We start from the raw sequence: 20,222 nt of genomic DNA on the forward strand, positions 1-20,222 counted from the left end.
TGACCTTCGGCCCACCCCGGCGACCCCCCGCCCGGAAGGCTGAAGACAGGACGCACCGAGGCGACCGGCGAAGGGGTGGTGCAGGTGTTCACGAAGATCGTGGTCGCATGGGACGGATCGCCCCACGCCGAGGCCGCGCTGCGCTGGAGCCTCGCGCGCGAGGGCGACGCGGTGCTCGAGCTCGTGCACGTCATCCCGGGCAGCGACCAGTCGAGTGAGTACCTGCGCGCCACCGGCGACCTCTCCGAGCAGCGCATCGACCTGATGGATCGCGCCGAGGCCCTCCGTGCCGAGCACCCCGGCCGCACGATCACGACCGAGACCGTGCACGGCCGCCCCGACAGGGAGCTCGCCACGCGCCTCGGACACGACGTGCTCGTCGTCGTCGGCACCTCGTCGCACGGCCGCGAGACCGCCTGGACGCTCGGTGCGCGCCTCGCCGCGAGCCGCGCGCTCGGCAGCGTCGCGGTCATCCCGGTCGACTGGGACGCCATCGAACGACGCAACGTCGTCGTCGGCGTCGACGGCTCCGTCGAGTCGATGGCCGCCGTCCGCGTCGGGGTCGAGGAGGCCCGCCGCACCGGCGACGAGCTCGAACTCGTGCACTCGTGGGTCGTGCCGACCAGCTGGAACTCCGCCTACGTCGAGTACCTCGGCGACGTGCAGCTGATGGAGGACATGCGCCGCGACGTGCTCGACGAGGCGCTCGACTACGCCCGCTCCCTCGGCGGCGCTCCCGCCGGCCGGCTCGAGCAGGGCGGCGCCGCGCCGATCCTCGCCGAGCGCACCCGCACCGCCCGGGTCGTCATCGTCGGCAGCCACGCCAGCGGCGGCATGACCCGGTTCCTGCTCGGCTCGGTGAGCCACGACGTGCTGCTCGAGGCCGTCGGGCCCGTCATCGTCGTCAGCGACAACGAGTAGCCATGGCCGTCACCCTCCGGTTCCTCGGCGCCGCCGACACCGTGACCGGCTCGCGCTACCTCGTCGAAGCGGATGGCGCGCGCGTGCTGGTCGACTGCGGACTGTTCCAGGGCTACAAGGTGCTCCGCGAACGCAACCGCCACCCGTTCCCCGTGGCGCCCGAGTCGATCGACGCGGTCGTGCTCACCCACGCCCACCTCGACCACTCCGGATACCTGCCCGCGCTGGTGCGCGACGGGTTCGCCGGCCGCATCATCGCGACGCCCGGCACCATCGAGCTGTGCCGCGTCATGCTCGCCGACAGCGCCTACCTCATGGAGGAGGAGGCGCGTCATGCGGCGAAGCGCGGATGGTCGCGGCACCGCGATCCGCGGCCCCTCTACACGTCCGCCGACGTGAAGGCGACGATCCCGCGGTTCGCCGAGCTCGACTTCGGCGGGTCCCACGCCGCGGCGCGCGGCATCGACGTACGGTTCGTGCACGCCGGGCACATCCTCGGCGCCGCGCAGGTGCGCCTCGAGGCCGGCGGCCGCATGCTGCACTTCACCGGCGACCTCGGCCGCCGTCGCGACCCGCTCATGCGGGCGCCCGCCGACCTCGAACCGTGCGACGTGCTCGTCACCGAGTCGACCTACGGCGACCGCCGCCACTCGTCCGAGGACCCGGCCGACCGGCTCGGCGAGGTCATCACGCGCGTCACCGGGCGCGGCGGCGTCGTGCTCATTCCCGCGTTCGCGGTCGGCCGCACCGAGACCGTGCTCCTCCACCTCTCGCGCCTCGCCGACCGCGGCGAGTTGCCCGACGTGCCGATCTACCTGAACAGCCCGATGGCCGTCGACGTGGCATCCATCTACGAGCGCTACCCCGAGGAGCACCGCCTCGGCCACGACGAGCTGACGCGCATGTACCGCCTCGCCACGCGCATCACCACCGTCGACGACTCGAAACTGCTCAACCTGCGCGGCGGGCCGATGATCATCGTGTCGGCGAGCGGCATGCTCACCGGCGGCCGCATCCTGCATCACATCCGGGCCTACGGGCCCGACAAGCACAACGCGATCGTCCTGACCGGTTTCCAGGCGGGTGGCACGCGCGGCGCCGCGCTCGTCGCGGGCGAGCGCAGCCTTCGCATGTTCGGCGAGGAGGTCCCGATCCGCGCCGAGGTCGTCATGATCGAGGGCATGTCGGCCCACCCGGATGCCGACGAGATCATGCAGTGGCTGCGCGGCGCGGCATCCGCCCCCGGCGAGACGTTCGTGACCCACGGCGAGGCGCACGCCGCCGACGCGTTGCGCGCGCGCATCAAGCACGAGCTCGGCTGGCCCGCGCGCGTGCCCGAGCACGGCGAACGCGTGACCGTTGGCGCCCCGGACGAGAGAATCGGGACGGATGCCGCGGCCGCGGCCGCCGGCTCCGTCACCGCGATCGACGCCTCGATCTGACCACCGACCGACACCACCGAGGAGGACACATGGACGAGCAGGACGACGACCGTCCCCCCACCCGCCATCTGGAGGAGGACGAGTGCTGGCGGCTCATCGAGGCCGCGCCGTTCGGCCGCGTCGCCGCGTCGGCCGCGGGCGAGGTCGACATCTTCCCCGTGAACCACAAGGTCGACCGTGAGGGCGTCGACGGTCCCGCGATCGTGTTCCGCACCGCGCCGGGCACGAAGCTGATCGAGCTCACCATCCACGCGAACGTCGCGTTCCAGGTCGACGGGTACGACGACGAGGAGGCGTACAGCGTCGTCGTCAAGGGCGAGGCCCGCCAGCTCGAGCGATCGACCGAGATCGAGCACGCCGAGACGCTCGGCGTCACGCCGTGGGCGCCGGAGGAGAAGCCCCGCTGGGTCCGCATCCAGCCGACCGACGTGCACGGTCGCGCGTTCCTGCGCCGCCGCACCGCGGGGTAGGCGGCCCGAGGGCGAGGCGGATGCCGCGGTGCGGGGGTGCGCCGCGGCATCCGTCGCCTCGGTCGTCTCGTGCGACCGCGCCTCAGTCGTCGATGAGTGCGTCGAGCGACGAGTGCAGGTGCCGGCTGACGATGGCGGATGCCGCGTGCTCGGCGCCGACCTCGAGCGCCCGGTCGACGTCGGCGCCGTCGAGCGTCGCGTGCAGCACGCCCGACATGAACGCGTCGCCCGCGCCGTTCACGTCGACGACCTCGACGGGCACCGCGTCGACGCGATGCTCGCGGACCGGGCCGTCCTTCGCGTCGCGCGACACCGCCACCGCACCCTGCGCGCCGAGCGTGCACACGACCAGCCGCGCGCCGCCCTCCACCAGGCCGCGCATGAACGGCAGCGGGTCGGGGCCGATGCGGTCGCCGTTCATGAACACGACCTGCGCGGCGTCGATGAAGTCGCGGTGGAACTCGGTCGTGCCGTCGTAGTCGTGGACGTCGGTCCAGATCGGCCGGCCCGACGCGCGTGCGTCGGGGATCATGCGCCGCGACCGTTCCGACAGGTCGAGCACGATCGCCTCGGCATCCTCCATGGCGGTCGTGAGCCGGTGATCCTCGGGGCCGGGGCGGTCGTCGGGCGTCGACAGGTAGATCGAGACGCGCCCGCCGAGCGGCGTCATCAGGTTGAGGTGCCGTTCGGTGCGGTTGCCGTCGACCGCGTGCAGCTCGAGGTTCGGCACGCGCTCGAGGATGCCGCGCAGGCGCTCGCCGTCGGCATCCGTGCCGATGAGCGTGTGCAACTCGACCTCGCGGCCGAACGCGGCGAGGCCGAGCGCCTTGCCCGCCCCGGTGCCGCCGACGGTCTCGTGGTCGCCGAGCGCGAACTGCATGTGCGGCGTGGGCTCGGGCAGGTGCTCGAGCAGGACGATCTCGTTCCATGACGCCGGCCCCGAGATGATGACCCTGCCGCTCACGTGATGCTCCCGTCCGCGCCGCGCGCGTCGCGGCACCCGGTCCATCCTGCCGTGACGGATGCCGCGGCGCGACCGTCGGCACGGCAGGGGTCCGCTAGCGTCGGGGGATGCCCGACTCCTTCTTCTGGTTCAACCTCGTCGCCGTCGGGATGTACGGCGTCCTCATCGCCCTCGCGATCGCGCTGTTCCTGCTCGTGCTCGCCGGCATCCGCGCCCTGAACGCGTACACGCGGGCGACGACGCTGCGAACCGAGCTCGCGCTCGCCGAGGCCGGCGCGATCGACCCCGAGCTCGAGCCGCTCCGGGGCTGAGCTGCGCGCGTCGGGTCCACTACGCTGACGTGCACCCCGGAAGCCGCACCTCGAGGAGTCCCCCGCATGCCCCGTTTCGACATGCCCGTCGACGACCTCCGCGCCTACCGCCCCGAGGTCGCCGAGCCGGCCGACTTCGACGCGTTCTGGGCCGACACGCTCGCCGCGTCGCGCGCCGTCGCCGAACCTCCGCGCCTGAGGGGCGTCGACTCGCCGCTCACCCTCGTCGATGTGCATGACGTCGAGTTCTCCGGGTATGCCGGCGACCCGATCAAGGGCTGGCTGACGGTGCCGGCGGGCGCCACGGGGCCGCTGCCCGCGGTGGTCGAGTACAACGGCTACGGCGGCGGCCGGGGTCTCCCGCACGAGCGGCTGCAGTGGGCGGCATCCGGGTACGCGCACTTCTTCATGGACACCCGCGGGCAGGGCAGCGCGTGGGGGACCGGCGGCGGCACGCCCGACCCGCACGGCACCGGGCCGTCGCACCCCGGGTTCATGACGCGCGGCATCCACGACCCGGCCGAGTACTACTACCGGCGCGTGTTCGCCGATGCGGTGCTCGCGATCGACGCCGTGCGCTCGCTCGACGTGGTCGACGCGTCGCGCGTCGCGGTCGCCGGCGGGTCGCAGGGCGGCGGCATCGCGCTCGCCGCCGCGGGACTCGTCGACGGTCTCGTCGGCGCCATGCCCGACGTGCCGTTCCTGTGCTGCTTCGAGCGCGCGGTCGGGCTCACCGACCGCGACCCGTACGACGAGATCGTGCGGTTCCTTTCGGTGCACCGGGATGCCGCGCCGACCGTGTTCCGGACGCTCTCGTACTTCGACGGCGTGCACTTCGCCAGGCGGGCCACGGCGCCCGCGCTCGTGTCGGTCGCGCTCATGGACCTCACCTGCCCGCCGTCGACCGTCTACGCCGCCGCGAACCACCATGCCGTGGGCGCCGAGGTCGTCGAGTACGCGTTCAACGACCACGAGGGCGGGCAGGGCGTGCACTGGCAGCGGCAGGTGGCGTGGCTCGCCGAGCGGCTGGCCGCCTGACGCCCCGGTCGACAGGAGATCCCGCGGTGCACAAGGCGCGATCGCGGGCTTGGTCCGGTGACTCGACGGGACTCCTGTAGACGGACCGGGGGCAGCGGGACGGGCGGCCGACGGGCGCGCCGGGCCGGCTCGGGAGCTCGTCCGGACTACTCGTGCGCGACGTAGCGCTCGATCTCGTCGTCGGACACCGAGATGCCCGCGTCGGCGAGCCGCTGCCGGAGCAGCGCCGCCTCGTCGTGGGCGTGGCCCATCTTCACGTCTTCGCGGACCTGAACGAGGATGCCGCGGATCTGCTCGCTACGGCTCGCGTCGCCGGCGCCGTCCTCGATGGGTGCGTCCTGGAAGCCGGGGTGCTCGGCCATGGGGTGGTCCTCCCTCCGCGCGGCACGTGCGCGCCGCCACCGTCGATGCTGCCCCACGCCGCGGCATCCGTCGAGGCGTTGACAGGCGACGGATGCCACGACGCGAGGCCGCGGCATCCGTGCCCGCGCGCTCGGCGACGCCGAACGGTCGCGGATGCACGGAGCTGCGCGCCATCCGCGACCGTTCGACGGCCCGCGAGCCTCAGCGACGCGTGAGGTACGCCTCGATGCGGTCGAACGCGCCGACCCACGCCTCCGAGGCGAAGAAGTCGCGGATCTCGGGCGTCGGGAACCCGGACTGCACGACGCTCATGAGCGTGCCGCCCTCGACGGGCTCGAACGTGACGACGACGCGCGTGGTCATGGTCGCACCGCTCGGGTCGCTGCCGGTCGACTCGGTCACGAGCCGGTGCGGGCGGTCGATCTCGAGGAAGACCTGCTCCTCGCGGAACAGCGTGTCGCGGTCGGGGCCCCACACGGCGACCTGGGTGCCGCCCACGCGCAGGTCGACCGTGATCTCGACGACCCCCGGCTCCTCATCGAGGATCGAGAACCAGACCTTCTGCTTCTCGGCGTCGGTGTAGGCGTCGAAGACCTCCTCGGGGGTTGCGGGAAGCGTGCGCGAGGCGCGCAGCTCGAGGGTCTCGGTGCTCGTGTCGGCGGCGCCGCCGCCCGTGTGCTCGGTCATGATGCATCCTTTCCGGTGTCGTCCTGATTGCCGTTGCGGAGGGTGAAGTAGGCCTCGAGACCGTCGAGACGGCGCTCCCAGAGGCGCTGGTAGAAGGAGATCCACGCCATGGCGTCGTCCAATCGCTCGGCGCCCAGCCGGCACTGCCGGGTGCGTCCGACCTTCTCGGTGGTGGCGAGCCCCGCGTCGACGAGCACGTCGACGTGCTTGCGGATGCCGGTGAGCGTCATGCCCGCGGACTCGGCCAGTTCGCTGATCGTGGCGGGCCCGTCGCCGAGCCGTACCAGGATGTCGCGTCTGGTGGTGTCGGCGAGGGCGGCGAACGCCCGGTCGAGCACCTCATGGTGAACCATGAGGTTCAGTGTACTTCACTGAACCGAAAAGTTCAACATCTTCTCCGGATGCCGCGCGGCGGGGGTTTTCCGGGCGCGCCCTGACGTGGCGCGGCATCCGTTCACCCACACTGAGGATGACTCGGGTTCGCGGGAGCCCGCTCGTCGCGGGGGTGATCGCATGGTGCTGCGCATCGGCGGAGTGGAACTGCACATGGGCCCGACCTCGGTCGGCGGGCCCGACGACCTCGACGCGGCCATCCGCGACTTCATCGACGATGCGCGGCACACGCTCGCGATCGCCGTGCAGGAGATCGACTCGCGCCGCATCGCCGAGGCGATCGTCGCCGCGCGCGCACGCGGGGTGCGGGTGCGCGTCATCCTCGAGGGCGACTACCTCACCGAGGTGCGCGCCGTCGCCGACCCGTGGAACGGACCCGGCGCGCACGATGAGAACCGGCTGATCTCGAGCGCACTGCTGAAGTCGAGGGTCGACCTCATCACCGACCTCAACCCCAAGATCTTCCACCAGAAGTTCATCGTGCGAGACTCCGGGAAGCCGCGGGCCGCGGTGCTCACGGGCTCGACCAACTTCACGCTCACCGACACGGGCACCAACGCGACGACCGGCCGCGGCAGCGGGCAGAACCTCAACCACGTCGTCGTGCTGCACGGGCAGCGCGCGGCATCCGCCTACCAGCGCGAGTTCGACCGCATGCGTTCGGGGACGTTCGGTGCGCTGCGCGAGCGCGTCGAGGCGCGTCCCTCGGAGTTCGGCCTGCCCAAGGTGCGGGTGAAGCCGCTGTTCGCTCCGCGGCACGGCCCCGAGATGGAGATCATGAAGCAGATGCTGAAGGCCGAGCGCACCGTGGACTTCGCGATGTTCACGTTCGCGCAGTCGTCGGGCATCGACGACACGATGATCCGGCTGCGGCCGCAGCTCGACCGCATGCGGGGCGTGCTCGACCGCGACCAGGGGGCGGCCGCGTGGGCCGCGACGAAGGGCCTCACGGGCGGGGCGATCGAGCTGCACGCCAACCGGCGCGGCACGGGCGTGCGCAAGCTGCACCACAAGCTCATGGTCATCGACGAGCGACTGCTCATCGTCGGCAGCTTCAACTACACGGAGCCGGCCAACAACCTCAACGACGAGAACATCATCGTGATCGGCGACCTCGAGGAGCCCGCCGGGACGCCCGCCGACGACGCGCAGCGCGAGCTCGCGCGGTACGCGCTCGACGAGATCGAGCGGATCATCCGCGACCTGGCGGCGCCGATCGCGGCATAGTCGTCCGAGACGGCTCGTCGACCGCCGTTCGCCGCGACAGGTGCCAGGGGACGCGACACGCCGCGCGGAGCCCGGCGACGGCGGCGTGTCGCGTCCCCTCGCGCACGCACGGCGGGCGCAGCAGCGCGGGGATAGGCTCGCGCCATGACTCAGGTGATCGGCGACGTCGTCCCGTTCGCGATCGGGGTCGCGCTCAGCCCGCTGCCGATCATCGCGGTGCTGCTCCTGCTCCTCGCCCCCGTGGGGGTGCGCGGCGGGCTCGCGTTCCTCGCGGCGCGGCTGCTCGCGTTCGCGGTGCTCGTCGCCGTGTTCGCGTGGGCGGCCGACCTGATCGACGACGCGGCCGGCTCGTCGACCCCGGCGGCGGTGCTGCGCCTGGCCGTGGGCGCGGGCCTGATCGTCGGCGCGGTCGTCAAGTGGCATCGGCGCCCGCGCGGCGACGCCGAGCCGAAGCTGCCGGGATGGATGCGTGCGATCGACGGCATGGGAGCGGGTGCAGCGTTCCGCCTGGGGGTCGTGCTGAGCGTCGCGAACCCGAAGGAACTCGCGTTCGCCGCCGGCGCAGGGTTCACCGTCGGCGGCGCATTCCTGGCCGTGGGGCAGCTCGTCGCGGCGGGCGCGGTGTTCGTCGTGCTCGCATGCACGAGCGTCGCGATCCCGGTGGTGGCGGTACTCGTCGGCGGCGAGCGGATGTCGCCGGTGCTCGCCGAGCTCGGCGACTGGCTCCGCCGCAACAACGCGATCGTGATGGCGCTCGTGCTGCTCGTCGTCGGCGCGATGCTCATCGGGAGCGGGCTCTCGGGGCTGGGGTAGCCGTCCGCGCCTGACTCGCGAGGGGACGCAACAGGCCGCATCGCGCTGGAGGCCGGCGCCGGCCGCGCGGCATCCGTCGTCAGGTCACGGTGACGAGCACGCGCTGCCAGCCGGTGGAGCCGTCGGGCGCGATGGGCGCGCGCTCCTCGACCTGCAGAGCGCCGGCGCGGTTCACGGCACGCGCCGTGACGTAGTGCGTGCCGGGCGCGGCATCCCACTCGAGGAACCACTGCACCCACGTGTCGGCGTTCACGGGCGTCGAGAGCGTCGCCGCCTGCCAGTCGCCGTCGTCGATGCGCACCTCGACGCGCTCGATGCCGACGGTCTGCGCCCAGGCCATGCCCGCGATCACCGACGTGCCCGCGGTGACCGGCGTGCCCGAGCGGGGCGTGTCGATGCGCGACGAGAACTTGATCGGCGCCTCGGCGCTGTAGCCGCGCGGGGTCCAGTACGCCTCGTCGGCGGCGAACGTCGTGACCTTCAGTTCCGTGAGCCACTTGGTCGCCGACACGTACCCGTAGAGCCCGGGCACGACCATCCGCACCGGGAAGCCGTGCTCGAGCGGCAGCGGCTCGCCGTTCATTCCGACCGCGAGGATCGCGTCGAGCCGCGGGTCGGTCAGTGCATCGAGCGGCGTCGACGCGGTGAAGCCGTCGACGCTGCGGGAGAGCACCATGTCGGCGCCGGCCTGCGGGCCCGCCAGGGCGAGGATGTCGCGTACGGGCACGCCGATCCACTTCGCGGTGCCGAGCAGGTCGCCGCCGACCTCGTTCGACACGCACGTGAGCGTGATCGAGTACTCGTCGAGGCCCATTCCGACGAGCTGGTCGAACGTGAGCTCGACGCGGCGGCCGACCATGCCGCCGACCACGAGCCGCCACGTCGACGGGTCGACCTCGGGCACGGTCAGCGCGGTGTCGACGCGGTAGAAGTCGGCGTTCGGCGTGTACAGCGGGCTGAGACCGGGCAGGTCGAGCTCGGCGCCCGCAGGCACGGCGACCACGCTTCGCGGTGCGGGCAGCCGGAGCGCCTCCCGGATCGCGTCGATCGACGACGTCGCGGCGCTCACGACGCGCGCGCCGACGCCGACGACGAAGGCGGATGCCGCGGCGATGCCCGCCATCGCGAAGAACCCGCGACGGTCGACACCGGCTCGGGCGGTGGCGTCCCCGGCGGCGACACCGGTCTGCCCGGTTGCGCCGGCGGCGGCTGGTGCGGTGACGGATGCCGCGGCCTGCGCCATCACGACCCCGAGCTCGACCGCCTCGCGATCCTCGATGGCGGCGACGGATGCCGCGGCATCCGCTGCCCGCGCGCTCGCCTGCCATGCCCGCAGACGCCGCACCAGGAGCTCGAGCACGGCGATGCCCGCGATCGTGCCGACCACCGGCGGCACCCAGGCCAGCGGCGTCGCACCCGCGCGCGTGACGATGGCAGCGAGCGACAGCGCCCCCGCGAGGCCGAGTGCGACCGCGCCGAGCGGCGGCCGCGCGAGCTGCAGCACGCCTGCGATCGCGCTCGCGACGACGACCGCGATGCCGAGGCTCGCGAGCAGCACGACCTTGTCGTAGGCGCCGAACGCGGCGATCGCGAGCTCCTTCACCGGCTGCGGCACGATGTCGATCACGAACGCCCCGATCGCGAGGATCGGGCTCCCGTCGCGCGCGACGAGCAGCGCCGCGAGCTCGGCCGCCGCGAGGAACGCGCCTGCCGCGATGACGCCGGAGACCGCCGCCCACGACCGCGCTCGGTGTGGGTCTCTGCGATCGGGGCGGCGGTCGCCGCCGCCGTCGTGATGTCGGCGTGCCGTGTTCGCCATGCGCGGGCCTCCCTTCGCGGGGCGCGGGCCGTCCCCGGTACGCGAGTGGTTCGTCGCGGTGCCGCGTCCGGTTTGCCCGGCGCGGCCGACGCTTGCTGTCGGCGGCTCGTGATCGGGTGGGCGCATGGGGTTCGATGCACGGTTCCTGGGGGTCGACGCGGCGATGCCCTCGGTGCCCGAGACGGATGCCGCGGCATCCGTCGTCCTCGACTACCTGCACTTCACGGTCGTGCTCGACACCGGCCGCCGGTTCGCGCGTGCGACCGGGGTGAACGTCGACGGCGCCCGGATCGTCGAGGTGCCGCGGGGCGACGACTGGCGATTCGACGAGCGCATCCCCGAGGCGTGGCAGGCGGGGCCCGACGTGTACGCACGCAACGACCTCGACCGCGGTCACCTCGTGCGGCGGCGCGATCCTGTGTGGGGTCCGCCCGAGGTCGCGGCCCGCGCGAACGCCGACACCTTCCGCTACCCGAACGCGGCGCCGCAGCAGGCGCAGTTCAACCAGTCGCTCGAGCTGTGGAACGGGCTCGAGGACCACGTGCTCGCCTTCGCGACCGTGCACGCGCAGCGGCTGAGCGTCTTCACCGCGCCGGTGCTGGCGCCCGACGACCCCGAGTACCGCGGCATCCGCGTGCCGCTGCGGTTCTTCAAGGTCGTCGCCTGGCGCTCGGGCGACGAACTCGCGACCGCCGGGTTCGTGCTCGACCAGTCGCCGCTCGTCGACCTCTCCGATGCCGCGGCGCTCGCCGAGCGCGAGCACGCGCGCCTCGCCGCAGGCGCGACGGCCGTGCCCGACCTCGGACCGTTCCGCACGTTCCAGGTGCCGGTGGCGGACGTCGCCACGCTGTCCGGCCTCGAGATGCCGTCGTTGACCGCAGCCGACCGGATGCCGCGCGCGGTCGCCGTCGAGGGGTGGCGCGCGGTCACGCGGCCCGACGAGCTCCTGTTCGGCGGATGATGGTGCGGGTCCCCCTCCCGCGCGACGCGCGTCGGTGACAGGCTGGGGTCATGGCGGAGTCCGAGACCCTGCGGACCGACGTGCTCGTCGTCGGGGCCGGCCCGAGCGGCCTGATGGCCGCGAACGTCCTCGCGAAGCTCGGCGTCGACGCGATCATCGCCGACGGCAAGCACGGGCCGACGCGCGAGTCGCGCGCGCTCGTCGTACAGGCGCGATCCATGGAGCTGTACGACCAGCTCGGCCTCGCGGAGCGGGTCGTCGCGCAGCGCGGCGAGGCGATCGGCGCCGTGCTCGCGTTCCGTCACCGCGTGCTCGGTCGGGTCCCGCTCCGGGAGTTCGGACGCGGTACGACGCCGTTCCCCGAGATCACGGTGCTCGAGCAGAGCCGCAACGAGCGCATCCTCGTCGACGCGCTCGCCGAGCGCGGCCGCGACGTGCTCTGGGGACTGCGGCTCGTCGCCCTCGAGCGAACCGGGGCGTGCGTCACCGCCGTGTTCGAGCGGAACGAACCGGGCGAAGGGCAGCATGCGGCGGGCGGGCCCGGCGAGACCGTGCGCGTCGAGGCGCGCTACGTGATCGGCGCCGACGGCGCGCACTCCGCGGTGCGCGAGCTCAGCGGCATCCGCTTCGAGGGCGCGACGAACGAGCACACGTTCTTCGTCGCCGACGCGATCGGCGCGACCGGGCTCGTCGAGGGGCACGTGAACATCCGGATGGCGCCCGACGACATCCTGCTGTCCTTCCCGATGGGGGAGGCCGGTCACGCCCGCATCATCGGGCTCGTGCGCGACGCCGATCTCGGCGACGGGGGAACGCTGCCGGAGGGCCTGGTGCGCTCGCGCATCGCCCGCGGCTTCACGGTCGGCTACCGGTCGTCGACGTGGTTCGCGACGTACCGGCTGCACCACCGGGTCGCAGAGCGGTTCCGCGAGGGCCGCTGCTTCGTGGTCGGCGACGCCGCCCACATCCACTCGCCCGTCGGCGGGCAGGGCATGAACACCGGCCTGCAGGACGCGCACAACCTCGCGTGCGCGCTCGCCGACGTGCTCGTCGGCCGCATGCCCGACCGCCGTCTCGACCGGTACGAGGCCGAGCGTCGGCCCGTCGCCCGGAAGCTCGTCACGACGACGGATCGTCTCTTCGGCTTCGTCACCTCGGAATCCGGGCTCTCGCACTTCATCCGCGGGCGGGCGGTGCCCGCGATGGGGCCGGCCGCGGTGCGCGTGCTGCCGCGTCTCATCGGCGGCCGCAAGCTGTTCGGGTTCCTCTCGCAGACGCGCATCAGGTACCGGATGTCGCCGGAGCCCCCGTCGCGCTCGCAGGTGCGCGACGACGTGGTCGGCAAGCGACTGCGGTACACGGGCGACGACGCGCCGAACTTCGCGGCGCTGCGGTCCATGCGCTGGCAGGTGCACGGGTACGGGGCGCCCGATGACCTGGTGACGCGCGTCGCCGACCGGCTCGGCCTCGAGCACCACGTCCTCCCACCCGCGTCGGACGGGCGCCTCAGGTCGGACCGCCTCTACCTCGTGCGGCCCGACGGGTTCGTCGCCGCCGAGGCGAGCGTCGCCGCGGGGCGCCGAGCGCCGGCCGGAACCGTGCCCGCGAGCTTCCGCGAGCAGCTCGACGGCTGACGACCTCGGACCGGGTCAGCTGCCCGCGGCGGGCGCGCCGGGGGTCTCCGCGGCGCCCGCACCTTCGCTCGACGCGGCGACGGGCACGACCGCGACGCGCGCCGACCAGCTGGTTGCGTCGCGCGACATTGTCCACGGCTCGACCCGGCGCAGCCCGTGGCATCCCAGCACGACCTTGGCCACCCCGTCGGCGAGGTCGCGCGACGACGGCGGGTTGGTCCGGTTGAGTTCGTCGAGGCTGAACGCGTCGGCCGCGATCGGCTCGAGGCCACCGGCCGGGTACAGCAGCAGGTCCCACGACTCGACGTCGTCGGTCACGACGACCCGGCGCAACTCCACCCGCCCCGCGTGCTGCACCTCGTCGTCGGTCAGGCTTCCGAATGGCTTCGTCATGCGTGCACCCCTGATCACAGCCGACCACAGTCGCGTCCGTGTGCGGTGCAGGTTCGGGGGCGAGTCGTGGCTCGTGGCGGGCGTATCGTCGAGTGGTGACCCACGAGACCGCGCCGACGCCGGTGATGACGGATGCCGCGCTGCGCCGCCGCCGGTTCGCCGGCGCGTCGACGCAGCTGGGCACCGAGGTGTCGATCAACTTCGGCTCGTCGCTCGCCGGCCTCGTGATCCCGGTCGTCGGATCGTTCGTCGTCGTCGCGGTGCGCCAGCTCGTGATGGCGATCGCCGTGCTGCCGTTCTACCGGCCGAAGCGCGCCGAGCTCACCTGGCGGCGGCTGCGGCCGGCGCTCGCGCTCGGCGTCGTGCTCGCGGTGATGAACGTGACGTTCTACGAGTCGATCGACCGACTCGGGCTCGGCATCGCCGCGACGATCGAGTTCCTCGGCCCGCTGGCGATCGCACTCTTCACCTCGCGACGCCTGCTCGACGTCGGGTGCGCGGTGGCCGCCGGGGTCGGCGTGATCCTGCTGATCGGCCCGTGGGCGGGCGGGTCCGGTGGCGCGACGGACGCCGCGGCATCCGCTTCGGGCGTCGACCCGATCGGCGTGCTGCTCGCCCTCACGGCCGCGGCGAGCTGGGCCGCCTACATCCTGCTCACGCGTCGCGTCGCCACGAGGCTGCCCGGGCTCGAGGGCCTCACGGTCGCGAGCCTCGTCTCCCTCGCCCTGCTCGTGCCGTTCGCCGTCGCCACGCTCGACGTCGGCGCGCTCGACTGGCGCGTGATCGGGCTGCTGCTCGGCGTCGGCGTGCTGTCGTCGGCGCTGCCGTACAGCCTCGACACGTACATCTTGCGGCGCATCACCCCGCGCCTCTACGCGATCATCACGAGCTTCGGACCGGTGATCGCGGCGATCTTCGGCGCGCTGGTGCTCGGCGAGCGGTTCACCGTGGTCGAGGCGGTCGCGATCGTCGTGGTGTGCGGAGCCGCGGGCCTGGCGCTCGCGACCCAGCGGGATCGGCCCGTCACCGACCTCGAGGCGACCGCGAAGGCGATCCCGTAGCGCGCTGCCGGGCGTAGCGTTGGGGTGGGGCGCACGGCAGCGGAGCCGGGCGACACGACGTCGAGGAGGACGCGGATGGCCGTCATCGGGTGGATCGGGCTCGGGCACATGGGCGGGCCCATGGCCGCGCACCTCGTCGAGGCCGGGCACGAGGTCGTCGGCTTCGACATCGACGCGCGCATGGACGAGCAGGCCCAGGCCTCAGGCATCCGGACCGTGACGGATGCCGCGACGGCCGCGCGCGACGCCGACGCCGTATTCACGTCCCTGCCCCGGTCCGAGCACTCGCGGCAGGTGCTCATCGGCGACGCCGAACGGCCGGGGCTGTTCGACATCGTGCGGCCCGGCACCCTCGTGCTGGACACGTCGACCGTCGACGTCGACACGTCGCGCGCGTGCCACGAGGCGGCGTCCGCCCGCGGCGTCCGCTTCGTCGACGCGCCCGTCTCGGGCGGCATCGCGGGCGCGCACGCCGGCACGCTCACGTTCATGCTCGGCGGTGACGCGGATGCCGCCGCCGAGGCGGCGACCCTCGTCGAGCCCATGGCCGGGCACGTCTTCACGGTCGGCGGGCCCACCTCGGGCATCGCGGCGAAGCTCGCCAACAACCTCATGCTCTTCATCACGCTGCAGGCGTCGTCCGAGGGGGCGCGGCTCGCGGAGTCGCTCGGGCTCGACCCGAGGGTGTTCCACGACATCGCGACGGTGTCGTCGGGCGACTCGTGGCCGCTGCGCACCTGGTACCCGGTGCCGGGCGTCGTCGAGACCAGCCCTGCGAACCGCAACTTCGAGGCGACGTTCACGACCCAGCTCGCCGAGAAGGACCTCTCGTACGCGCTCGCCGCGGGCGAGGCGGCCGGGCTCGACCTCGCGGCGGGCCGCCTCGCGATGGAGCGGTTCGCGCGGCTCGTCGACGAGGGCTACGGCGACAGGGACTGCAGCCTCGTCGTGAAGTACGTCGGCCGCGACGGTCGCACGCCCGGGTTCGACCCCGGCGCCTGAGCCCGCCGGGTCGGCGAGGGCGGCGCCACGCGGCATCCGTTCACCGACGGTCGGTACGCTCGAACGGGTGCGATTCGAGGAGGTGCGCATGGGCCGGTTCCGGCTGCCGTGGCAGCGGCGTCGAACGCGCGTGAAGATGGCGCCGTTCGACCGTTCGAGGCTGCCCGCGGTCGCGACCGCGACGTTCGACGAGATGCTCGAGGAAGGCCTGCTCATGGCCGAGTCGGCCGGGCGGATGGCGCTGAAGAACCGCCTCATCGTCGACGCCCTCCGTGCCGATGAACCGTACTCCGAGGAGCGGGCGGCGGAACGCGCACGCGCCGTGCTGTACGAGCTCGTGCAGGAGGCCGACGAGGCCGCCGAGCACGTCGCCGAGGAGCGCGACGCCGCCGCCAAGCGCGAGGGCCGCTCGCAGCACCAGCACGACTACCACCGCGACGACCTGCTCAACCTGCGCCGCCGCGAGAAGGTGCACTCGGCGATCGCGAAGGAGCTCTGGACCCGGCGCTCGGACGACGAGTTCATCGCCGGACTCGTCGAACGCGCCCGTGACGACGCATGGCACGAGCTCGGCACGGCCATCGAGCAGGAACTCGACCGGCGCTGGCCGCGCTACGACGAGGAGCCCGACTACGCCGAGCACCGCTCCGAGCGCATGGCCGACGTGGGCGACGACCTGCTGCGCGACCTCGCCCGGCTCGAGGCGCAGCGCGCGGTCGAGGCGATCCCGGAGTACTGACCGGGGTTCCGGGCCGCGCCCGGGCGCGGCATCCGTCGACTCGCGCCCGCGCCGCGCCACACTGGGCGCATGACGCGCAACTGGACCCCGCTCGCGGTCGTGTACCTCGTGCTCGCCGTCGCCGGCCTCGTCGGCACGTGGACGTACAACATCATCGCCATCAGCGAGGGGAACGACTTCATCGGCGACCTCGTCTCGAGCGGGCCGGCGGTGTCGTCGATCACGACCGACCTGCTCGTCGTGGCGATCGCGGGCAGCGTCCTCATCGCGGTCGAGTCTCGGCGCCTCGGCATGCGGTTCGCGTGGGCGTACATCCTCGGGTCGGCCCTCACGGCGTTCGCATTCACGTTCCCGCTGTGGCTCGCGATGCGGGAGCGCCGGCTCACCGCGCTGAAAGCCGAGGGCCCGGCGACGGATGCCGCGGCGCAACTCGAGTAGCGCCGGCCCCGCCGTTGTGCGGCGTCGCGGCTAGCGTGGGATCATGACCGACGCCGACCGCGGCCCTGCCGCCGATTCCGCCGACTCCGGCTCAGCCGACCGCGGCCCCGCCGCCCCATGGAGCGCCGGACGCTGGACCCGAGAGCCCGTCGCCGTGCGAACGGAAGCCGACGCGATCATCGTCGAAGCTGCTGAGGGCAGCGACTTCTGGCGCACCACCCACTACGGCTTCGTGCACGACGACGGGCACGCCCTGCTCGCCCCCTGGCCGACGGATGCCGCGGTCGAGGTGTCGTTCGACAGCTCGACGCTCACCGGACTCTACGACCAGGCCGGGCTCATGCTGCAGCTCGACGCCGAGAACTGGGTCAAGGCGGGCATCGAGTCGAGCGACGGGATTCCGCACGTCGGCGCCGTTGTCACGAACCGGATGTCGGACTGGTCGCTGTCGCCCGTGCCGGAGTGGGCCGGGCAGGTCGTCACGATCCGCGCCAGCCGGTCGGGCGTCGAGGCCGACGCGATCACCCTGCGTGCCCGGGCGGGCGACGGGGAGTGGCGCACCATCCGGGTCGCGCCGTTCGACGCGAACGCGGCCACAGCAGGACCGATGGTGTGCGCGCCGACGCGAGCAGGTCTCGAGGTGCGCTTCACGGGCTGGGCGTTCGTGCCCGCCGACGTCGACCTCCACGAGGATCCGCCCGTCGCCTGAGCGACCGCGCGAAGCGTGCGTCCCCCCTCACGCGGCCGCGGGACCGATGGCCCGCTCGGGCGCGCCCGCGCATCCCTACGCTGGCCGGGTCGGGAGGGAAGCATGGCGGTGCTCGACACGGCCGGGCTCACCTCCGCCGAGGCGGCGGAGCGGCTCGCGCACGAGGGCGGCAACACGCTGCCGAGGGCGAAGCGCCCGTCGGTGCTGCGCCGCCTGCTCGGCGAGCTGACGCACTTCTTCGCGCTGCTGCTCTGGGCGGCGGCCGTGCTCGCGATCTTCGCCGACCTGCCCGCGCTCAGCGTCGCGATCGTGGGCGTGATCGTCCTCAACGCGGTGTTCGCGGTGATCCAGCAGGCGCGCGCCGACCGGGCGGCCGACCGGCTGAGCGAGATGCTCCCCACCCGGGTCACGGTGCGGCGCGACGGACGCCGACGCGTCGTGGAGGCCGCCGACGTGGTGGTCGGCGACATCCTGCTGCTCGAGAGCGGCGACCGGGTGCCGGCCGACGCGACCGCGATCGCCGCGAACCGGCTGCTCGTCGACACGTCGATGCTCACCGGGGAGAGCGTCGCGGCATCCGTCGCCGAGGGCGACCCGCTGTTCGCCGGCACGTTCGTCGTCGAGGGCGACGCGAGCGCGCGCGTCACCGCCACGGGCGGGCGCACCCGACTGGCCGGGATCGCACGCCTGTCGACCGGCGCGACCCCTGACACGCCGCTCACCCGCGGACTGCGCGGCGTGGTGCGGCTCACGGCGACGATCGCCGTCGGCACCGGGATCGCGTTCATGCTCGTGTCGGTGCTCGTGGGGAACCCCATCGAGGATGCGTTCGTCTTCGCGATCGGCGTGACGGTCGCGCTCGTGCCCGAGGGCCTGCTGCCGACCGTCACCCTGTCGCTCGCGCTCGGGTCCGAGCGGATGGCGCGCCGGCGCATCCTCGTGCGCAACCTCGAGGCCGTCGAGACGCTCGGCTCGACCACGTTCATCTGCACCGACAAGACGGGCACGCTCACGCGCAACGAGATGAACGTGGTCGAGGCGTGGGTGCCGGCCGGCGCGTCCCTCGCGATCGAGGGCGAGGGGTACGGGCCGGATGCCGTGTTCCGGCGGCCGTCGGCGGGGGAGTCAGGGGCCGCGGCACCGGTCGGCGACGCGGCGTCCGTCGGCGAAGCGGCACCCGCGGACGACGCGGCACCCGTCGGCCGCATGGCATCCGTCGACCCCGCGGCATCCGTCGACCCGGACCCGGCGGTGCGCGCGCTCGCGCTCGCCGCGATGCGCTGCTCGACGGGCTACGCCGAGCACGTCGGCGGCGCCTGGCGGGCCCACGGCGATCCGATGGAGGCGGCGATCGACGCGCTCGCCCGGCGGCTGGGGGTCGACACCGACACCGACCGGCGGACGAACCATCCCGAGTTGCGCTTCCCGTTCGACCCGCGGCTGCGGCGCATGGCGGTCGTGCTCGCCGACGAGGTGATCGTCAAGGGCGCGCCGGACGCGGTGCTCGCGCGCTGCGGCGACGACCCCGCGGCGCACGCAGAGGTCGACGCGCTCACCGCGCGCGGGTTGCGGGTGCTCGCGGTCGCCGCGGCGCCACGCGTGGGCCGGACGCCGCGGGCGCTCCCCGAGTGCGACGACGGCCTCACCCTGCTCGGACTGCTCGCGCTCGAGGATCCGCCGCGCGAGGGCATCGCCGACGCCCTGCGCGCCTGCCGCGGCGCGGGCATCCACGTGGCGATGATCACGGGGGACCACCCGGCGACCGCACGCGCGATCGCCGACGAGGTGGGGCTGCGCACCGAGCACGCGCCCGTGCTCGTCGGCGCCGACCTGCCGCCCGACGACCGCCACCTCGCGGCCGTGCTCGACCATGACGGGGTCGTCGTCGCGCGCGTCTCGCCCGAGGACAAGCTGCGCATAGCGCGTGCCCTGCGCTCGCGCGGGCACGTGGTCGCCATGACCGGAGACGGCGTCAACGACGCCCCGGCGCTGCACGAGGCCGACATCGGCGTGGCCATGGGCCGGTCGGGCACGGATGTCGCGCGCGAGGCGGCAGACCTGGTGCTGCTCGACGACTCGTTCGAGGGCATCGTCGCCGGGGTCGAGCAGGGTCGCGCGACCTACGTCAACATCCGCCGCTTCCTCACCTACCACCTGACCGACAACGTCGCCGAGCTCAGCCCGTTCCTCGTCTGGGCGCTGTCGGGCGGGCAGTTCCCGCTCGCGATCGGCGTGCTGCAGATCATCGCCCTCGACCTCGGCACCGACACGCTCTCGGCCGTCGCGCTCGGTGCCGAGCCGCCCGCGAAGCACCTGCTGCAGGGCCCGCCCGTGCGAGGGCGCCTGATGAACGGCACCGTGCTGCGCCGTGCGTTCGGGGTGCTCGGTCCGCTCGAGGCGCTGCTCACGCTCACGGCATTCGTCATCTCGCTCGTCGCGCTCGGCTGGCGACCCGGCGAACCGTTCCCGACTGGGTCGGACCTCATGGCGGCCTCGGGTGCGGCCTTCATGACCGTCGTGTTCGCGCAGACCGCGAACGCCTTCGCGTGCCGCTCCTCGACCAGGTGGCCGGGCGCGCTCGGTTGGACCACGAACCGACTGCTCGTCATCGCGGTGGTCGTCGAACTGGCGTTCTCGCTCCTCGTGCTGTGGTGGCCGGCCGTCGCCGACATCCTGGGGCACGCGAATCCGCCCCTCGCGGGGTGGGCGGTCGCGCTCGCGTCGATGCCGATCCTCATCGCAGTGGATGCCGCGGACAAGGCGCTCCGCGCCCGCCGCCCGCCGCTCCCGCACGAGGGTGCTCGGAAGCGGGTTGCGCGCCGGGCCCTCGCCTGACG

At 73.4% G+C, this 20,222-nt stretch carries 21 protein-coding genes; 15 read left to right on the forward strand and 6 right to left on the reverse strand.

Going from position 1 to position 20,222, the window contains the following annotated elements; translation table 11 throughout:
• Positions 1-84 precede the first annotated feature (84 nt).
• The 3 genes from ACULK4_RS00275 to ACULK4_RS00285 are packed head-to-tail and all read left to right on the forward strand — an operon-like array spanning position 85 to position 2,833.
• Positions 85-921, forward strand: a complete 837-nt coding sequence (locus tag ACULK4_RS00275) for a universal stress protein (RefSeq protein ID WP_445963920.1) — start codon at positions 85-87, stop codon at positions 919-921.
• Positions 922-923: 2 nt separating this feature from the next.
• On the forward strand, positions 924-2,363 hold the full coding sequence (locus ACULK4_RS00280) for an MBL fold metallo-hydrolase RNA specificity domain-containing protein (protein ID WP_445963921.1): 1,440 nt from the start codon (positions 924-926) through the stop codon (positions 2,361-2,363).
• Between the two features lie 29 nt (positions 2,364-2,392).
• Positions 2,393-2,833 carry a pyridoxamine 5'-phosphate oxidase family protein gene (locus ACULK4_RS00285; protein WP_445963922.1) on the forward strand — a complete coding sequence of 147 codons (441 nt, stop codon included), beginning with the start codon at positions 2,393-2,395 and terminating at the stop codon, positions 2,831-2,833.
• A gap of 82 nt (positions 2,834-2,915) precedes the next feature.
• Here ACULK4_RS00285 and ACULK4_RS00290 read toward each other — a convergent pair whose 3' ends face one another.
• A complete protein-coding gene (locus ACULK4_RS00290; protein ID WP_445963923.1) occupies positions 2,916-3,797 on the reverse strand; it encodes a carbohydrate kinase family protein in 882 nt (293 codons plus the stop codon).
• A 107-nt stretch (positions 3,798-3,904) separates the two neighbouring features.
• Here ACULK4_RS00290 and ACULK4_RS00295 point away from each other — a divergent pair, with 107 nt between their 5' ends.
• Positions 3,905-4,108, forward strand: coding sequence for a hypothetical protein (locus ACULK4_RS00295; RefSeq protein WP_445963924.1), 204 nt, complete (start codon positions 3,905-3,907; stop codon positions 4,106-4,108).
• Between the two features lie 66 nt (positions 4,109-4,174).
• Positions 4,175-5,146, forward strand: a complete 972-nt coding sequence (locus ACULK4_RS00300; protein ID WP_445963925.1) for an acetylxylan esterase — start codon at positions 4,175-4,177, stop codon at positions 5,144-5,146.
• A gap of 146 nt (positions 5,147-5,292) precedes the next feature.
• Here the strand turns inward: ACULK4_RS00300 and ACULK4_RS00305 are convergent, their stop codons facing one another.
• The 3 genes from ACULK4_RS00305 to ACULK4_RS00315 all read right to left on the reverse strand — a co-directional run bounded on the left by ACULK4_RS00305 (position 5,293) and on the right by ACULK4_RS00315 (position 6,549).
• A complete protein-coding gene (locus ACULK4_RS00305) occupies positions 5,293-5,508 on the reverse strand; it encodes a hypothetical protein (protein ID WP_445963926.1) in 216 nt (71 codons plus the stop codon).
• Positions 5,509-5,710: 202 nt separating this feature from the next.
• Positions 5,711-6,196 (reverse strand): SRPBCC family protein, encoded by a 486-nt coding sequence (locus tag ACULK4_RS00310; RefSeq protein ID WP_445963927.1) that lies wholly within the window; start codon positions 6,194-6,196, stop codon positions 5,711-5,713.
• Positions 6,193-6,549 carry an ArsR/SmtB family transcription factor gene (locus ACULK4_RS00315; protein WP_445963928.1) on the reverse strand — a complete coding sequence of 119 codons (357 nt, stop codon included), beginning with the start codon at positions 6,547-6,549 and terminating at the stop codon, positions 6,193-6,195. Before ACULK4_RS00315 ends, ACULK4_RS00310 begins: the two co-directional genes overlap by 4 nt.
• A 160-nt stretch (positions 6,550-6,709) precedes the next feature.
• Between ACULK4_RS00315 and ACULK4_RS00320 the strand changes: the two genes are divergently transcribed.
• Entirely contained in the window at positions 6,710-7,816 is a 1,107-nt protein-coding gene (locus ACULK4_RS00320) for a phospholipase D-like domain-containing protein (protein WP_445963929.1), read from the forward strand.
• A 144-nt stretch (positions 7,817-7,960) separates the two neighbouring features.
• Positions 7,961-8,629 (forward strand): GAP family protein, encoded by a 669-nt coding sequence (locus tag ACULK4_RS00325; RefSeq protein WP_445963930.1) that lies wholly within the window; start codon positions 7,961-7,963, stop codon positions 8,627-8,629.
• Positions 8,630-8,708: 79 nt separating this feature from the next.
• Here ACULK4_RS00325 and ACULK4_RS00330 read toward each other — a convergent pair whose 3' ends face one another.
• The gene (locus ACULK4_RS00330) at positions 8,709-10,448 is read right to left on the reverse strand and encodes a molybdopterin-dependent oxidoreductase (RefSeq protein ID WP_445963931.1); all 1,740 of its coding nucleotides are present in this window, start codon (positions 10,446-10,448) and stop codon (positions 8,709-8,711) included.
• Between the two features lie 124 nt (positions 10,449-10,572).
• Here ACULK4_RS00330 and ACULK4_RS00335 point away from each other — a divergent pair, with 124 nt between their 5' ends.
• Both ACULK4_RS00335 and ACULK4_RS00340 read left to right on the forward strand, forming a co-directional pair.
• Positions 10,573-11,409 carry a DNA/RNA non-specific endonuclease gene (locus tag ACULK4_RS00335; protein ID WP_445963932.1) on the forward strand — a complete coding sequence of 279 codons (837 nt, stop codon included), beginning with the start codon at positions 10,573-10,575 and terminating at the stop codon, positions 11,407-11,409.
• Between the two features lie 50 nt (positions 11,410-11,459).
• Positions 11,460-13,043, forward strand: coding sequence for an FAD-dependent monooxygenase (locus ACULK4_RS00340; RefSeq protein ID WP_445963933.1), 1,584 nt, complete (start codon positions 11,460-11,462; stop codon positions 13,041-13,043).
• A gap of 15 nt (positions 13,044-13,058) precedes the next feature.
• Here the strand turns inward: ACULK4_RS00340 and ACULK4_RS00345 are convergent, their stop codons facing one another.
• Complete coding sequence (locus ACULK4_RS00345; protein ID WP_445963934.1) at positions 13,059-13,436, reverse strand: hypothetical protein; 378 nt, start codon at positions 13,434-13,436, stop codon at positions 13,059-13,061.
• 95 nt (positions 13,437-13,531) lie between these two features.
• Here ACULK4_RS00345 and ACULK4_RS00350 point away from each other — a divergent pair, with 95 nt between their 5' ends.
• The 6 genes from ACULK4_RS00350 to ACULK4_RS00375 all read left to right on the forward strand — a co-directional run bounded on the left by ACULK4_RS00350 (position 13,532) and on the right by ACULK4_RS00375 (position 20,220).
• On the forward strand, positions 13,532-14,497 hold the full coding sequence (locus tag ACULK4_RS00350) for an EamA family transporter (protein ID WP_445963935.1): 966 nt from the start codon (positions 13,532-13,534) through the stop codon (positions 14,495-14,497).
• A gap of 75 nt (positions 14,498-14,572) precedes the next feature.
• On the forward strand, positions 14,573-15,499 hold the full coding sequence (locus tag ACULK4_RS00355; RefSeq protein ID WP_501043346.1) for an NAD(P)-binding domain-containing protein: 927 nt from the start codon (positions 14,573-14,575) through the stop codon (positions 15,497-15,499).
• Between the two features lie 67 nt (positions 15,500-15,566).
• Positions 15,567-16,238 (forward strand): hypothetical protein, encoded by a 672-nt coding sequence (locus ACULK4_RS00360; protein ID WP_445963937.1) that lies wholly within the window; start codon positions 15,567-15,569, stop codon positions 16,236-16,238.
• 69 nt (positions 16,239-16,307) lie between these two features.
• Positions 16,308-16,676, forward strand: a complete 369-nt coding sequence (locus tag ACULK4_RS00365) for a DUF2834 domain-containing protein (protein WP_445963938.1) — start codon at positions 16,308-16,310, stop codon at positions 16,674-16,676.
• Between the two features lie 43 nt (positions 16,677-16,719).
• On the forward strand, positions 16,720-17,385 hold the full coding sequence (locus ACULK4_RS00370; protein WP_445963939.1) for a DUF1349 domain-containing protein: 666 nt from the start codon (positions 16,720-16,722) through the stop codon (positions 17,383-17,385).
• 102 nt (positions 17,386-17,487) lie between these two features.
• On the forward strand, positions 17,488-20,220 hold the full coding sequence (locus ACULK4_RS00375) for a cation-translocating P-type ATPase (protein ID WP_445963940.1): 2,733 nt from the start codon (positions 17,488-17,490) through the stop codon (positions 20,218-20,220).
• Positions 20,221-20,222: the final 2 nt, after the last annotated feature.

The sequence above is a fragment of the Agromyces selenitireducens genome, assembly GCF_052748465.2.